Origin of the sequence: Yoonia sp. R78084 (assembly GCF_044595625.1) — a bacterium.
Taxonomy (GTDB): Bacteria; Pseudomonadota; Alphaproteobacteria; order Rhodobacterales; family Rhodobacteraceae; genus Yoonia.
This window is the reverse complement of the sequence record NZ_CP138993.1, coordinates 1,686,905-1,702,897: the sequence shown is the minus strand read 5'-3', so window position 1 is coordinate 1,702,897 and position 15,993 is coordinate 1,686,905. Positions and strand designations below refer to the sequence as shown.

Sequence of the window (15,993 nt, the reverse complement as noted above, 5' to 3'; positions counted from 1 at the left end):
GTGATCGCGGCTTTGACACGCAGCATCCTGCTTTTGGATTTCACCGCGGCGATGTGCCGAGCGTCGCGCTGCGTATGATACTGATCGCGCTGCTCGTGCCGTCAATCAGCGGGACAGGACAAGAGGCGCCGATCTTGGCCGCAAGACCTGCCAAAGGACCGCCGCCCATCACGATGCTCGTGGCGCCACGCTGCTGCATTTCGGAACATAGCTGGCCAAGTTCACGCCTGTATCGGCATTGCACCGTGCCGGGATCGCCGAAATCATTTATCGCGAGCGCATCAACGCCAATCAGTTGGCCCCCGACACCTGCCTCTTTCGCTTTGTCCGTCAACCCCGGGACAAGGCTTTGGCCAAATGTCACGATGCCGAAGGGTCCGCCAAGGGCGCCTGCGACGGCAAAAGCCGCGGTGGCGATCCCGATGACGGGGACATCCGGCCGCAGCGCACGGACTTCTTCTGCGCCCGTATTGCCGAAAGATGCCAGCACAATTCCGTCGCAGGGAGCGTTGTAGGCTTTCACAGTCTCGACCACAGCACGGCTGGCCAGTTCGGCATCTTGCGGTGTCACAATCAGTTCAGGGCCGAATGACGGGCATATCGTCGTGAAATGGTCGTTAGGCTCTGCTGCGGCATTTGCGGCCTCTCTGATGCGGTCAGTTACACCTTTGGAGGTGTTTGGGTTGATGATCAGCAAACGCATCAGAGGATGACCGATGGCAGCCAGAGAGACAGCGCAGGAAACAGATTGATCAGCAACAGGGCAATCAGCATGGCCCCGATGAACATCAGCATCGAAGGGATGATCTTGGCGATGGAAATCTTGGCGATGGCGCAGGTGATCAAGACAACCGAGGCAACCGGTGGGGTCTGTTGCCCGATCCCGAGGTTGATTGTCAGGATCAAACCGAAATGCACGCGGTCAATGCCCAGCTGATCTGCCAGTGGCAGGAAAATGGGCACCAGCATCAGGATTGCAGGTGTGCCATGAATGATTGTGCCGGCCAACAGAAAGAAGATGTTGATGACAAGCAGAACAACCCAGTAGTTGTCGGAAAGACCCAGAATGGCCTCTGCGATGTCCTGCGGAATGCGCTGGTTGGTCAGATACCAACCCAAGAGTGTGGACGTTGCGACGATAAACATCAGCATCGCCGAGCGCTTGCCGGCAATACGCAGCGTATCGACAACAGTGCCCATGCGCACCGTCCGGTAAACACCCATCGCCAAGACGATCGACCAGAAGGCAGCAATGGCACCGGCTTCTGTCGCTGTGAAGACACCGCCAAGGATGCCCGCCAGCACAAGTATCGGCAGGGTGAGCGGAAGGGCGGCGTCCTTACCTGTTTCAAGCACACGCGCGAATGAGAACGCGCCTTCGGTCGGGTAGCCGCGCTTGACGGAAATTGCATAGGCCGTGCCCATCAGAAGCGCGCAGACAAGCAGTCCCGGCACAATCCCGGCGGCAAACAGTTCGGCAATCGACGCATTGGCGACATAGGCATAGAGGATCAGGTTCAGGCTGGGCGGCACGATGATCGCCATTGTGGCCGATGTCGAAGTCACAGCCGCCGCAAATGCGACCGGGTAACCGCGCTTTTTCATCTGCGGGATCATGACTGATCCGATCGCGGCCGCGTCCGATGTCGCTGTGCCCGAAATCTCGGAAAAGAACAGCGATGTCAGAATGTTGACATGCGCCAGACCACCCCGGATATGTCCGACGAGTGAGGAAGCAAAGGCGATCAGTTTCTCCGCGATCTTGCCCTGGTTCATGATCTCGCCCGCGATCATGAACAAAAGAGCAGCCACAAGCAGATAGTTGTTCGCACCACCAAAGGGGATCAGACCAATGATCTGCGGCATGACCGCCGGATCGAGAATGATCATGGTTGCGGCCGTAACACCCAACACAAAGGCGATCGGCAGGCCTGCGATAAGCAGGGTGACAAGCAGGATGAGAATCATCCATCCGGGATCAAGAAACATCAGGCGTCACTTTCGGGCAAAAGGTCCAAAGGGTCGATACGGCCGGACACGATGCCGACCAGCCTTACCGCACAAAACAGAGTAATCAGGGCGCCGCCAAAGGGCATTGCCCCACGGAACAGGGCCATCGGGGCGTCAACAGAGATCAAGGAGCGCGCGCCAAAGCTGGCTGCGGCAATCCCGCCGTACCACGCGAGAAGCAGCCCGAAGAACCCCATCAGGATCAGGTTCAAAGCGGTGACGACGCGCATCATCTTTGGTGGCATGACACGCAAAACCGCATCAAACCCCAAATGTTCATTGGTCCGCGTCAGGTAAGCTGCGCCGATGAATGTCAGCATTGCCAAGAGATGGGCTGGCAATTCCTCACCCCATGACACGCTGTCGTTCAGAACGAACCGGGCGAAGACCGCCCAGTTCAATAAAAAGAGCAGAAGGCCGGCAAGACCGATCACAACCACATCCAGCACGGCACCAAGCCAGCGGTCCAATTGCGAGAAAAAGGCGTCAAAACGGTCCATGCGTGCTCTCCTGTCCCGCTTTACTCGATACCGAGAGCGGTTTTGGTCGCTGCGATCATATCCGCGCCGATCACGTCAACGAAGGTCGGGCTTTCATAGAGCGGTGCGGCAGCACTTTGGAACGCGGCAAAGTCAATCTCGTTAATCGCGATCCGGTCAGAGAGGGCTGCGATGGTTTCAGCGTCGGTTGTCTCGCCCCATGCAAACGACCACGGTGCTACCTCTTGGGCTACGGAAATCACGGTTGCGCGCAGCTCGTCGTCCAGTGATGCAAGGAAGGGTTCGCCGATCATCAGAAACGTGGGCAGATAGACGTGGTTGGACAGCGACATATAGTCCTGCACTTCGAAGAGCTTGGCCGTATCAACAACGTTTGCGGGGTTTTCCTGCCCGTCAATTGTGCCCTGATCCAGAGCGGAATAGACCTCTCCAAACGAAAGTGGTGTGGCGTTGGCACCCAATGTATTAAACATTTCAACGCGCTGGCGGTTGGTGGGTGTGCGGATTTTGAGACCGTCAAGGTCGGCCGGCGTTACAATCGGGCGCACGTTATTGGTGATCTGGCGAAAGCCGTTGTCCCACATTGCGGCCAATACCATTCCGGTACCATTGAACCCGTCAGCCAACATCTCGCCCGCAGGGCTGTCGATGAAGGTTTGCACTGCTGCGCGGTCCTCGAACAGATAGGGCAGATCAAAAATTGATGTGCGTGTATTGATTTGCGCGACAGCAGATGCCGACAAAGAGGCCTGATGCGTGCCGAAACCGAGGCCTTGAAGAACGTCTTCTTCCTTGCCCAACGTGTTGGACATGAAAATCTGGACGTCGATTTCGCCGGGTGCAGCGGCCTCAAGTCGCTGCTCGTATTCCAGCAGGAAGACATGCGCGAAAGAGCCTTCGGGCAATGATGAATTGATCTGCATCACAGCTTCTGCGCTGGCAACGGCTGGTAGAAATGCGGCGCTTGCCACGGCGAATAATTGGGTACGGGAGAAAGTCATGCTTTTTTCCTTTGCAACGGGTTGGGATCGAAGAGAATCGAGGATTACGTCTGGAAAAAGATTTTCTTAGTAACGCATACAAGAAAACAATTTTTCTTGTATTTGCCCTAAGTTTTCATGCGCTGCCTCATTTTGCGGCAGCGTTTTTGCGCTTTTCTCTGGAAATGATCAGGTTTTGTACAAGTTCCGCGACGCCCTGCAGGGTCTGGGGCGCGCTGGCTTATAGTTCGTCAAACCGTCTGTGGCCGTCTTCGATGGCTGCCATCCGGCTTCGGCCTGATGCGCCGGACAGCGCGATTGTGCGCGCAGCAACAAGATTACACACGGCCATGGTACTGACGTGGTTCATCAATGGACCGTCGGCAGAGGTTACGCATGTCATCTGCCACCGCGCGCCAACGGTTTCAGGGCTGGGTCGGTCTTCGATCACCGCAAGGGCGGCTCCAGCGTGCACGACCGCATCCGCCACTGCGGCAAGGAGCTTTGGTTTGCGGCGCAAGGCGATAAGCACGACAACGTCCTGCGGCGACAAGGATGCAAGGCTTTCCGCCAGCGTTTCCCCCGCTCTGGGCATCACGCTGACATTTGCCAAGACCTGCGATGTCTGCCAGCCCAGATATTGCGCAAAGGGCTGGCCCGCACGAAACCCGACAAACCAGACCCGCGGCGCGGCGATAAGCGCCTCTGCAAGATCGTCGATCAACGCATCATCTATCGCACCATAGGTCAGTTCAAGGTTCTGCTGGCTTGTTTCGAAATGCGCAGCAACCGCGCCACCGCGTTGCGGGGTTTCAGACGAAAAGCGCAGCAAAGCCGTTCCTGCGCGCTGTTCATCCCTGACCGCGCGGCGCGCTTCGTCAAACGACCCATAGCCGATCCGCCGTACAAAGCGCGACACGGTGGCGTTGGATACATTCGCAAGCTCGGCAATTTCGGTTGCGGTATAGCCCGCCATCTCGCCCGGGAAATCCAGCACAAGTTCAGCAAGCTTGTGTTCGCTCGGATGCAGTTCCGGCAAGGCGTCGCGTACGCGCAACAAGAATGGCTTGGTCACATCTGTGGTCATATGTGCAAAATGCGTTGAGTTGGTGGCGAGGTAAACAGATTAAAGTTGTTAGTCAGGATTATTTGCTCTTGTCGGGAAAGGCGCGATACGCATGACCAAGACATGCTAGCAGCGCATAAGTTTGGATTCTGTTACCCCTGAGAGCAGCAAGAGGCGATTAAGATATGATGCCGGTCTCTCCCGCTCGGGTTTGACAGCTGCCTTTCACCTGCCCTTAGGCACCCCCTTTTAAGCGTGTTGGGGCCAGTTCTGCGCAATTTTGCACATATCGTATAAAATGAGTGGCGTAGTATATTTCAGCGCACATGTTAAATTGGCTAAGACATAAATAATGGAGCACAGAGATGAGCTGGAATCCGAGTTTGAATACGCACAACCCGACCGGTGACGCGATTGATGCGATCGACACCGTCATCGTCTCCCGTGCCCGTGATCTGGGTGGGTTTGAAGTGCGCCGCGCTTTGCCCGCACCTCGCCGGCAAATGGTTGGGCCCTTTATTTTCTTTGACCAGATGGGTCCGGCCGAGTTTCTGACGGGCGAGGGCATTGATGTGCGCCCGCATCCGCATATCGGTTTGGCGACCGTCACCTATCTGCATAGCGGGACGATACATCACCGCGATAGTCTGGGGACGGACCAGTGGATCGAAGCAGGCGATGTGAACCTGATGGTGGCGGGTCACGGGATCACCCATTCGGAACGCATTGATGGAATCCAGCGGATGAAGCCGCAGCGGATGTTTGGCATCCAGTCATGGATCGCGCTGCCCAAAGGGGCCGAGGATCGCGAAGCGGGTTTCATCCATGCGCCCAAGGAGGAATTGCCCTTCATGGAAGGTGAGGGCAAGCAGGTGCGCCTGATTATGGGCGAGGCTTATGGCGAACGCGCGCCTGTCGAGACGCCGTCTGAAATGTTCTACCTCGATGCAGTGCTGGAACCTTTTGCGGCTATGCCGCTGCCGGACAACCACGAAGACCGTGGGGCCTATGTGCTTGAAGGAGAAGTGGAAATCGCGGGTCAGGTGTTTGATCAGGGCAAGATGGTCACCTTCCGGCCTGGTGACCGGATCAGCATGAAAGCGGGGCCTTGGGGGGCCCGTGTGATGTTGCTTGGTGGGGCGACCATGGAAGGCGACCGTTATATCTGGTGGAACTTTGTGGCGTCGAGCAAGGAACGCATTGAGGAGGCCAAAGAGGCCTGGCGCAAGGGAGATTGGCAGAATGGCCGCTTTCAATTGCCCCCCGGTGATGACACGGAATTTATTCCGCTGCCTGAGCGTTAAGGGCGCTTGACGGGGCGGGTTTGCGCACTTAGAAGCAGCGCACGTTCAGCGCTTGCTGGACAAGCAGATGCGCGGTTGTAGCTCAGTTGGTTAGAGTACCGGCCTGTCACGCCGGGGGTCGCGGGTTCGAGCCCCGTCAACCGCGCCACTGCCTTTCCCCCACTGATCAGAAGATGACGCAACGCCCTTGGCGGCACCGTGGCCTTGGACTGCGTTTACCTTTTTTCCTGGCAAAAATCAGGTACACAAGCCGTGCAGCATCCGTACACAACCTGTACACACAAAGGCGGACATCCGTGCAGGTTAACGCACCGCGCGCGGTGAATTCTGACCAAGATGTAAATTCTGTCGGACCATTTCGGAAAAACCACACTGCGATGAAGATTCGGCGTTGACGCCCCGCGCATCCGCGACTATTCCGCCCCCTACGCGCGGTTGTAGCTCAGTTGGTTAGAGTACCGGCCTGTCACGCCGGGGGTCGCGGGTTCGAGCCCCGTCAACCGCGCCATTTTCCCAAGTTGCTGCTTAAAAGGTGGGTCATGGCCCACCTTCTTTTTGACGCGCGCTTATTCCAGTTCCGACGAGCGGGCCCAGAGGTTGATCGCTTCCTCGGAACTGATCTCGTCGATCTGTTTCAACTCTGCCTCGGTAAAGTCGAGGTTGTCGATGGCACCTGCGCAATCAATGATTTGTTCGGGCCGTGACGCACCGATCAGTGCTGTGGTCACGCGACCGCCGCGCAGGACCCATGCGATGGCCATTTGCGCAAGGGTTTGCCCCCGTGCCTGTGCCATGTCATTGAGCGCGCGCACGCTCGCGAGCGAGCTTTCGTTGATCATGCCGTCGAGAAGCGATTTGCCTTGTGTCGCACGGCTGCCTTCGGGAATGCCGCCCAGATATTTTGACGTCAGGATGCCTTGTGCCAATGGTGTGAAGGCGATGGAGCCAACGCCCAGATCATCCAGCGTATCCAAGAGCCCGTCATGCTCGACCCAGCGGTTCAGCAGGTTGTAGGACGGCTGGTGGATCAGGCAGGGCGTGCCGAGGTCTTTGAGGATCGCCACTGCCTCGCGTGTGCGTTGGGAATTGTAGCTCGAGATGCCCGCATAAAGCGCGCGGCCTGAACGCACGATATGATCAAGCGCGCCCATAGTCTCTTCCAGCGGAGTATCGGGATCGAAGCGGTGCGAGTAGAAGATGTCGACGTAATCCAGCCCCATCCGTTGCAGCGATTGGTCACAGGATGCGATCAGGTATTTGCGTGATCCCCATTCGCCGTAAGGGCCGGGCCACATGTCGTAGCCTGCTTTGCTTGAAATGATCAGTTCGTCGCGGTGGCCGTTGAAGTCGGTCTTGAGGATGTCGCCAAAGGCCTCTTCTGCCGACCCTGCGGGTGGGCCGTAGTTATTGGCCAGATCGAAATGTGTGATCCCCAGATCAAACGCCGTCTGGCACATGGCGCGCTTGGTGGCGTGCGGTGTGTCCTCGCCGAAGTTGTGCCACAGGCCAAGGCTGATGGCGGGGAGTTGCACACCCGAATTGCCACAGCGGCGGTAGACCATTTTGTCATAGCGGTCAGCGGCCGGGTGGTAGGGGGATGTGCTCATATACGGGGGGCGTGATGTATTACTCATGCGCCTAACATGGGCGAATGCGGGGGCATGTCAAACGGATCATGCCCCCGCGCTGTCTTAGCTTGTCATCGCGTGCAGGATACGTGCCCAGCTGCGGATGCCTTTGTGAAAGGACGACAGATCGAATTTCTCGTTCGGGGAATGCAGCCCGTCATCGTCTTTGCCAAAGCCGATCAACATCGTGTCCATGTCGAGGATTTCCTTGAAGTGCCCCGCAATTGGGATCGACCCGCCGCCGCCGGTAAAGGCCGCCGCGTTCGGCCATTCATCCGAGAGCGCCTTGCGGGCCTGTGCAAAGGCCGGATGCGTGGTGGTCATCACCGAGGCCTTGCTCGCGCCGTGGTCTTTGAAGCTGACGCTGCAATCGGCGGGCAGCATATCCTGCACCATTTTCCGGAAGGCTTTACGGATTTCGTGGGGATCCTGTGTGCCGACAAGCCGGAAGCTGATCTTTGCGGAGGCCTTGGACGGCAGCACGGTTTTGAAGCCATCGCCGGTATAGCCCGACCAGATCCCGTTCACCTCGCAGGTGGGACGTGACCAGATCATTTCCAGCGGGCGGCGGCCTTTCTCGCCTGCAGGCTCGGAGAGACCGACTTCGCCCAGAAAGCTCTCGTGATCGAATTTCAGGTCGTCCCAAGCGGCCGCGAGTTCGTTCGAAAGCTCGGGCACGCCTTCATAGAAACCGGGCACGGTGATCCGGCCCTCATCGTCGTGGAGTGCCGCGATGATGCGCGCCAGCACGCGGGCAGGGTTCATAGCGACCCCGCCGTACATGCCTGAATGCAGGTCGCGGCTTGGGCCTGTGATGGTCAGCTCTTCGCCCAAGAGACCGCGCAGTTGCGTCATGATCGCGGGTGTGTTTTCGTCGAAGAGCGAGGTGTCCGAGATCAGCGCGATATCGGCGGTCAGCTCGGCGCGGTTTTCTTCCATGAAAGGGGTCAATGAGGGCGAGCCAGATTCTTCTTCGCCTTCAAAGAACATCGAAATATTGGCGGGCAGGGTGCCATGTACGGCTTTCCATGCACGGCAGGCCTCGACAAAGGTCATCAGCTGGCCTTTGTCGTCCGCGGCACCACGACCGCGGATAACCTTGCCCTTTGGCGTTTCCTCGATGCGGGGATCAAAAGGGTCGTTGTCCCAAAGCTCAAGTGGATCAACGGGTTGCACGTCATAGTGTCCGTAGAACAGTAAGTGCGGCGCGTCCCCGCTGGAGTGGCCGACGACCATCGGATGGCCGGGTGTCGGCCGCTTGGAGGCGTCAAAACCGATGGATTTCAGATCCGCCACAAGCCAGTCAGCGGCCCTGTCACAGTCTGCCTTGAAGGCAGGGTCGGTCGAGATCGAGGGGATGCGCAGCAGTTCAAACAGGCGCTCTGTGGCTTGGGGGAGATCTGCGTCGATCCGTGCAAGGACGGGGTCTAGGGTCATATTGGGCCTCATATTTAGGATTTTGGCGCAGGGTTGTCGGAAACCGGCGCAACGTCAATGGGGGCGCTGAAAGGGGCGCTGCCCCTCGCGCCTTTGGCGCTCACCCCGAAGTTTGAGGAGACATGGAAAGTTGTTGATGCAGATCAATGAACCCGCCGGGGGTGCCCTTCAAAAAGGGACGGAAAGGGGGGTGACACTTTGTAACGGCTTGTCCCGTGCGGTTGTGCCCTATATGACGCTTAGAACGATTCAAAAACCGCTGCAAAAAGTGGCTTTTGGTCCGACAAAGAGGACGAAAGACGTGGATTATAACGCCAAGTTGGACACTGCGATCGAACGGTTGCACACCGAGGGTCGCTACCGGACCTTCATTGATATCGAGCGCAAACGCGGTCAATTCCCCCATGCGACGTGGCGTAAGCCTGACGGATCAGAGGCGCCAGTTACCGTGTGGTGCGGGAATGATTATCTGGGTATGGGGCAGCATCCTGTCGTTCTGGCCGCTATGCACGAGGCAATCGAGGCCACTGGCGCGGGGTCGGGCGGTACACGTAATATTTCTGGCACAACGGTTTATCACAAGCGTCTTGAGGCCGAGCTGGCCGACCTGCACCACAAGGAGGCGGCGCTGCTGTTTACCTCGGCTTATATCGCGAATGATGCGACGCTGAGCACTTTGCCAAAGTTGTTTCCGGGTCTGATTATCTATTCCGACGCTTTGAACCATGCGTCGATGATCGAAGGTGTGCGCCGCAACGGGGGCGCCAAGCGGATTTTCCGCCATAATGACGTAGCGCACCTGCGCGAACTGCTTGCGGCTGATGATCCTGATGCGCCAAAGCTGATTGCTTTTGAATCAATTTATTCGATGGATGGTGATTTCGGACCGATCAGGGACATCTGCGATCTGGCCGATGAATTCGGTGCGCTGACCTATATCGACGAGGTGCATGCAGTAGGCATGTACGGACCGCGCGGGGCAGGCGTTGCCGAGCGTGATGGTCTGATGGGCCGGATTGATATCATCAACGGCACTTTAGCCAAGGCATATGGTGTGATGGGTGGCTACATCGCCGCCAGCGCGAAAATGTGTGACGCCATCCGCTCTTACGCGCCGGGGTTCATCTTTACGACATCGCTGCCGCCTGCTGTTGCAGCGGGTGCTGCGGCATCCGTCGCCCATCTGAAGACAGATCAGGCGCTGCGCGTCCAGCACCAGACCCAGGCGAAAATCCTCAAGCTGCGTCTGAAGGGAATGGGCCTGCCGATTATTGATCACGGCAGCCATATCGTGCCGCTGATTGTCGGGGATCCGGTCCATACGAAGAAGCTGTCCGATATGCTCTTGTCCGACTTTGGCATCTACGTGCAGCCGATCAATTTCCCGACCGTCCCGCGTGGCACCGAGCGTTTGCGCTTCACCCCGTCGCCGGTGCATGGTCCGCGCGAAATGGATGCATTGGTAGGCGCTTTGGATGGATTGTGGTCACATTGTGCGCTGAATCGTGCTGAGTTGGCCGGTTAACACTATATACACCTGTGCATAACTCTTTGTGACGTGCTAACGTCTTGATAGGCGCAGGCTTTGTTTCGATTCGTTGAACGGTACGCGCTTAGGGGCATTAAGCGACGGGACAGTCGATGATCGGGAAGACCTTCAAGCGTGCGGACGCGTCGGAGGACGCAGAGGCAAGAGGCTTTGACGCCTATGACCTGCGCTTGGGTGACGTGATGCGTGGCGAGCGTGCGACATTGGGCAAAAGCCTTCTGGATGTGCAGCGCGAGCTGAAAATCAAAGCAGCCTATATCGCAGCCATCGAGAATGCAGACCCTTCTGCTTTTGACACGCCCGGTTTTATTGCGGGTTATGTGCGCTCTTATGCACGCTACCTTGGCATGGACCCCGAACAGGCGTTTGCAGGCTTTTGTGCTGAAAGCGGGTTTGCCACCGCGCACGGGATGTCGGCTGAGGCCTCTTCTCTGAAGGGCAAGACCTATGATCCTGCAGGTGTACCGCTGGGCAAGGATATTTTCTCTGCTTCCGCCACGCCTTTTATACCGGCAGGCGATGCAATGCTGGCCGGTATCGAACCGCGCGCCATTGGCTCTGTTCTGGTGCTGGTTGCGTTGATTGGCGGTCTGGGCTTTGGCGGATGGACAGTGCTGCAGGAAGTCCAGAAGGTGCAATTCGCACCTGTAGAGCAGACACCCGTTGTTGTTTCGGATCTTGATCCGCTGGCCGGTGCCACAAATGCGATCGAGCCGAGCGATGCCTTGGCCGGATTTGAAGCGCCTTCCGCGCAGTCTCTGGATCGTCTTTATCGCCCTCAGGCGTTGGATGTGCCTGTGCTGGTTGCGCGTGATGCGCCGATTTCCAGTTTGCGGCGTGACAGCATTGGCGCAATCCTGCCGCAGGAAGACCGCGCCTTGTCACCTGATTTGCAGTTGGCAGAAACGGTGACCACCGAAACCTTGCCACCGGTGCAAGTGGTCGAGCCTGACGTACCGGAACTGCAACTTGTTGCTGTGCGTCCCGCATGGGTGCGTATCCGCGCCGCCGATGGCACAATTATTTATGAAGGCGTGATGGAGCCGGGGCAAAACTTTGTTGTGCCTGCGACCGAAGAGCCCGCAACGCTGCGTGTTGGTGAAAGTGGTGCTTTGTACTTTGCGGTCAACGGTGTGCACTACGGCCCTGTCGGCCCATCGGGCGTGGTGACGTCCAATGTGGCGCTGAGCACCGACAACCTGACGCAAACCTATGCCGTAGCGGATTTGAGCGCAGATGAAGATCTGGCCGAAATCGTGAATGTGGCCGAGGTTGTCGCAGAGGAATAGCGCGACTGTCGCTTGATGATGTGCGCCTGCCGACATAGGTTGGGCGCAACGCTAACGCATCTGAAAGTCGATCTGACATGTCCCTGAACCATATCCGTCCGTGGCGCAATATCTACCGCCGCAAGTCGCGCCAGATCATGGTGGGTAATGTCCCCGTCGGGGGGGATGCGCCGATTACCGTGCAAACCATGACGAACACGCTGACCACGGATGTCAAAGCAACCATCGCGCAGGTGCAGGCCGCCGCCGATGCCGGTGCCGATATCGTGCGTATTTCTGTGCCGGATGAGGCGTCAAGCGCTGCCTTGAAAGAGATTGTGCGCGAAGTGTCCGTGCCGATCGTGGCCGATATTCATTTCCATTATAAGCGCGGCATCGAGGCCGCAGAGGCGGGGGCTGCGTGCCTGCGCATTAATCCTGGCAATATCGGGGATGAAAAGCGCGTCAAAGAGGTGATCAAGGCCGCGCGGGACCATAATTGTTCCATCCGGATTGGCGTTAACGCGGGGTCGCTGGAAAAGCACTTACTGGATAAATACGGCGAGCCTTGTCCCGATGCGATGGTGGAAAGCGGGCTGGATCACATCAAGATCCTGCAGGATAACGATTTCCACGAATTCAAGATTTCGTGCAAAGCCTCTGATGTCTTCATGGCCGCCGCGGCCTATCAGCAATTGGCCGATGCCACCGACGCGCCGATCCATTTGGGGATCACCGAGGCGGGCGGTCTGACCTCTGGCACCATCAAATCGGCGATTGGGCTGGGAAATCTGCTCTGGATGGGGATCGGTGATACGATCCGTGTCAGCCTTTCTGCCGATCCGGTCGAAGAGGTGAAGGTCGGTTACGAGATCCTGAAATCTCTGGGTCTGCGCCACCGCGGTGTGAACATTATCTCTTGTCCGTCCTGTGCGCGGCAGGGATTTGATGTGATCAAGACGGTCGAGGCGCTTGAAAAGCGTCTTGAGCACATCAAAACGCCGATGTCGCTGTCGATTATTGGCTGTGTCGTGAACGGCCCCGGAGAGGCGCTGATGACCGATGTGGGCTTTACGGGCGGCGGGGCAGGGTCCGGCATGGTCTATCTTGCAGGCAAGCAGAGCCACAAGCAGTCCAACGAGGATATGGTCGATCATATCGTCGAACAGGTCGAGAAAAAGGCCGCTGAACTGGAAGCGCAAGCCGCAGCGGCGGAGTAGGCGCAGGTTGCGCGGCCTGCCTGTCTTGCTGGTTTTGCTGCTTGGCAGTTCTGCCGCATCTGCGCAAACCTGCCCTGATTTTTACCGTTTTGTAGATTTTGGCCTGACAGGCGGCGATGGCGTGACCTATCGCGGCGGCATCGTGCTGCGCGCCGAAGGGTTTGGTGGTGCGCCCTTGCTGCTGACCGCGCAGACCCTTTGCCGTGATGTACGTGATCTGGCGGTGGACGGGCGCGGCAATCCGATCCCTGTGGTCAGTTCGGTTGCCTATGATCCTGCGGCGGCTGGGATTGCACTGCGCGATTTGCGCGTTGCGCTCTGGCCTGATGCCCTTGCCGAAGCGCAAGAGGCGGCAACGGCACATCTGGCGGCGGTCTATAATCCCAATATGACGGTGACGCGCGGAGAGGATTACCTCTGTGCACTGGCGCCAACCGGCGCGGTCAGCTGTCAGGTGCAGCCGCCTTTTCCAAATCAGGCGCCTGTCGTGGCCTATTGTGACGCGGGGCTGTGCCGGATGCCAGTGATGGCGATCAATGCAACTTTGGCCGTCAATGCGACATGGGCCAGTGACGTGGCCGATCCCGCAGCGATCGGCACGCAAGTGTCGCAAAAGGCGCGGCAGATACATGATTTTCTGGTGCCACTTTCGGCGGCCTTCTAGCGGGCCATTGACCTTGACCGCCTGACAGGGGCAAACAGGCACCTAAACATAAGAGGCAGGCTATGCGACGCTCAGACAGAGGTAATGTCGATCCTTTCATCGTGATGGACGTGATGGAGGCCGCGCGTCAGGCCGAGGCGGCAGGACGGCATATTATTCATATGGAAGTGGGCCAGCCGGGCACCGGTGCGCCGGAGGCAGCGAAAGCGCGATTGGTTCAGGATCTGGCAGACCCCTTGGGGTACACGGTGGCGCTGGGTTTGCCGGAATTGAAAGCGCGCGTGGCCCAGCATTATGCCGATTGGTACGGGGTGACGCTTGATCCGGCGCGCGTGGTGATCACCAGCGGGGCTTCGGGTGCGTTCCTGCTCGCGTTTTCGGCGTTGTTTGACAATGACGCGCGGGTCGGGCTGGGCACGCCGTGCTATCCGTCCTATCGCCAGATTTTACGGGCCGTGGGCCTGACCCCGATTGATATTCCCACGACATTTGCGCAGCGTTTTCAGCCGGCACCTGCCGATGTGGCAGCGCATGATCTGGACGGGCTGATCGTCGCCTCGCCCGCGAACCCGACGGGGACGATGCTGGAGCGTGACGGTTTGGCCGAATTGGCGGCGGCCTGTGCAGCACAGGGTGCTGCGTTCATTTCAGACGAGATCTATCACGGGATTGATTATGATGTGGCCCCTGTCTCGGCGTTGCAGGTCACCGATGACGTCTATGTCGTGAATTCCTTCTCCAAGTATTTCTCGATGACCGGTTGGCGTGTGGGCTGGATGATTGTGCCCGAGGATCACATCCGGCAGGTCGAGCGTCTGGCGCAGAATATGTTCATCTGTGCGCCCCATGCCGCCCAGCGGCTGGCTTTGCATGCGATGGATTGCACGGTGGAGCTTGAAGCGAACAAGGCTGTGTACCGCGCCAATCGGGCACTGATGATTGAAGGGTTGCAGGCCGCTGGCCTGACCCGTTTTGCGCCGCCTGACGGGGCGTTTTATGTCTATGTGGATGTGTCGGAATACACAGATGATGCCTTGGCATTTGCTGCCGAGATTTTGGAAAAGGCAGGCGTTGCCGTCACGCCGGGACTTGATTTTGATGCCGCACGCGGCCACCACTGGTTGCGGTTTTCCTATGCGCGCTCCACGGCGGATATCACCGAAGGGCTGGACCGGCTGGCGCGGTTTATGCAGGGGCGGCGGGCATGATCCGCTGGCTGCTGTCTTTCCTCTTTATCGCCAATCTGGCCACCGCTCAGGTCACGGTCGACCCTGAGCGCACCAGCGTCAGCGACGGCTGGTGGACGCTTAAGGTTGCCATGGGGCTGGACCGGATCACGCCTTACCGCGTGTTCACGCTGGATGATCCGCGCCGTCTGGTTCTGGATGTGGAAGGGGCCTCGTTTGCGGGGCTTGATGCCGCTGCGGTATTGTCGGGCGATCGGGCAACAGATGTGCGCTTTGGCCCGCTGCGCCCCGGGTGGTCGCGGATGGTGGTTGATCTGGCTGAACCCCTTGTCATTGCCGAGGCGGGCATGGCGCGCACCGATGCGGGCGCTGATCTGAAAATCGTGCTGGAGCGTGCGAGCGCCGATGAATTTGCCGCCGCCGCAGGCGCGCCACCCGATCCGGGCTGGGATGTTGTGACAGGGTTTGATCCCGATGCCGCCGCAGCCCTTGCTGCGAGTGAGGATTTCATCGTGGTGATTGATCCCGGACATGGCGGCATTGACCCCGGTGCCTTTCAGGGCGGCATCAAAGAGGCCGATCTGATGCTGATCCTTGCGGCCGAGCTTGCGGTCATGTTGAACGCGCAAGAGGGCGTGCTGGCGGTGCTGACCCGCAAGGATGACGTCTTTGTCCCACTCTCGGCGCGGATGACATTTGCGCGGCAGGTGGGCGCGGACCTCTTTTTGTCGCTGCATGCGGATGCCTTGGGCGAAGAAGACGTGCGGGGGGCCTCGGTCTACACGCTTTCATCCGATGGTGGCGATGCTGCGGCCCAGCGGATCGTCGAACGCCATGAACGCGGTGATCTTTTGGCGGGTGTTGATCTGAACGACGCCGAGGACCGCGTGGCGACCGCGCTGATGGATTTGGCGCGCGCCCGCACGGGACCAGAGGGGGTGCGGATTGCCGACGCACTTGCGGCGGCGATGCAGGCGCAGGGCGTTCCGATGAATACCCGTCCGCGCCGCGAAGGGCAGTTTGTGGTGCTGACGGCGGCGGATTTTCCCAGTGTGCTGATCGAGGCGGGGTTCTTGTCGAATGCGCAGGACCGCGCGTTTCTGGCAACCCCCGAAGGACGGGCACGGATTGCCCGCGCGATCCGCGACACCGTGGTGCTTTTGGCGCGGTAAAGACCAGC

At 58.6% G+C, this 15,993-nt stretch carries 14 protein-coding genes and 2 tRNA genes; 9 read left to right on the top strand and 7 right to left on the bottom strand.

Annotated features, from left to right (window positions below; all coding sequences use genetic code 11):
• Nucleotides 1-40: 40 nt before the first annotated feature.
• The 5 genes from SJY29_RS08695 to SJY29_RS08675 form a co-directional block, all read right to left on the bottom strand.
• A complete protein-coding gene (locus tag SJY29_RS08695; RefSeq protein ID WP_400088785.1) occupies nt 41-703 on the bottom strand; it encodes an aspartate/glutamate racemase family protein in 663 nt (220 codons plus the stop codon).
• Entirely contained in the window at nt 703-1,989 is a 1,287-nt protein-coding gene (locus tag SJY29_RS08690; protein WP_110279092.1) for a TRAP transporter large permease, read from the bottom strand. Before SJY29_RS08690 ends, SJY29_RS08695 begins: the two co-directional genes overlap by 1 nt.
• The gene (locus SJY29_RS08685; protein WP_400088782.1) at nt 1,989-2,510 is read right to left on the bottom strand and encodes a TRAP transporter small permease; all 522 of its coding nucleotides are present in this window, start codon (nt 2,508-2,510) and stop codon (nt 1,989-1,991) included. The genes SJY29_RS08690 and SJY29_RS08685 overlap by 1 nt, the downstream gene beginning before the upstream one ends.
• A 20-nt stretch (nt 2,511-2,530) precedes the next feature.
• Complete coding sequence (locus tag SJY29_RS08680) at nt 2,531-3,511, bottom strand: TRAP transporter substrate-binding protein (RefSeq protein WP_400088780.1); 981 nt, start codon at nt 3,509-3,511, stop codon at nt 2,531-2,533.
• Nucleotides 3,512-3,731: 220 nt separating this feature from the next.
• Nucleotides 3,732-4,565: a MurR/RpiR family transcriptional regulator gene (locus SJY29_RS08675; protein WP_400088778.1), complete on the bottom strand. Its 834-nt coding sequence runs from the start codon at nt 4,563-4,565 to the stop codon at nt 3,732-3,734.
• Between the two features lie 356 nt (nt 4,566-4,921).
• On the opposite strand from SJY29_RS08675, the gene SJY29_RS08670 reads away from it, so the two are divergent.
• The 3 genes from SJY29_RS08670 to SJY29_RS08660 all read left to right on the top strand — a co-directional run bounded on the left by SJY29_RS08670 (nt 4,922) and on the right by SJY29_RS08660 (nt 6,368).
• The gene (locus tag SJY29_RS08670) at nt 4,922-5,860 is read left to right on the top strand and encodes a pirin family protein (RefSeq protein ID WP_400088776.1); all 939 of its coding nucleotides are present in this window, start codon (nt 4,922-4,924) and stop codon (nt 5,858-5,860) included.
• A 71-nt stretch (nt 5,861-5,931) separates the two neighbouring features.
• Nucleotides 5,932-6,008 (top strand) — tRNA-Asp (locus SJY29_RS08665).
• 283 nt (nt 6,009-6,291) lie between these two features.
• Nucleotides 6,292-6,368: transfer RNA gene (locus SJY29_RS08660), tRNA-Asp, on the top strand.
• 58 nt (nt 6,369-6,426) lie between these two features.
• Here the strand turns inward: SJY29_RS08660 and mgrA are convergent.
• Nucleotides 6,427-7,467 carry an L-glyceraldehyde 3-phosphate reductase gene (gene mgrA, locus SJY29_RS08655; protein WP_400088775.1) on the bottom strand — a complete coding sequence of 347 codons (1,041 nt, stop codon included), beginning with the start codon at nt 7,465-7,467 and terminating at the stop codon, nt 6,427-6,429.
• An 84-nt stretch (nt 7,468-7,551) separates the two neighbouring features.
• Nucleotides 7,552-8,925: a M20/M25/M40 family metallo-hydrolase gene (locus SJY29_RS08650; protein WP_400088773.1), complete on the bottom strand. Its 1,374-nt coding sequence runs from the start codon at nt 8,923-8,925 to the stop codon at nt 7,552-7,554.
• Nucleotides 8,926-9,226: 301 nt separating this feature from the next.
• Between SJY29_RS08650 and hemA the strand changes: the two genes are divergently transcribed.
• The 6 genes from hemA (at nt 9,227) to SJY29_RS08620 (ending at nt 15,985) form a co-directional block, all read left to right on the top strand.
• Entirely contained in the window at nt 9,227-10,450 is a 1,224-nt protein-coding gene (gene hemA / locus SJY29_RS08645; protein ID WP_400088771.1) for a 5-aminolevulinate synthase, read from the top strand.
• Nucleotides 10,451-10,566: 116 nt separating this feature from the next.
• Entirely contained in the window at nt 10,567-11,763 is a 1,197-nt protein-coding gene (locus SJY29_RS08640; protein ID WP_400088769.1) for a helix-turn-helix domain-containing protein, read from the top strand.
• 77 nt (nt 11,764-11,840) lie between these two features.
• Entirely contained in the window at nt 11,841-12,962 is a 1,122-nt protein-coding gene (gene ispG, locus SJY29_RS08635; protein ID WP_076658169.1) for a flavodoxin-dependent (E)-4-hydroxy-3-methylbut-2-enyl-diphosphate synthase, read from the top strand.
• Between the two features lie 7 nt (nt 12,963-12,969).
• On the top strand, nt 12,970-13,626 hold the full coding sequence (locus tag SJY29_RS08630; protein WP_400088767.1) for a hypothetical protein: 657 nt from the start codon (nt 12,970-12,972) through the stop codon (nt 13,624-13,626).
• A gap of 62 nt (nt 13,627-13,688) precedes the next feature.
• Entirely contained in the window at nt 13,689-14,834 is a 1,146-nt protein-coding gene (locus SJY29_RS08625) for a pyridoxal phosphate-dependent aminotransferase (RefSeq protein ID WP_400088765.1), read from the top strand.
• The gene (locus tag SJY29_RS08620; RefSeq protein WP_400088763.1) at nt 14,831-15,985 is read left to right on the top strand and encodes an N-acetylmuramoyl-L-alanine amidase; all 1,155 of its coding nucleotides are present in this window, start codon (nt 14,831-14,833) and stop codon (nt 15,983-15,985) included. Before SJY29_RS08625 ends, SJY29_RS08620 begins: the two co-directional genes overlap by 4 nt.
• The last annotated feature ends 8 nt before the right edge of the window (nt 15,986-15,993 follow it).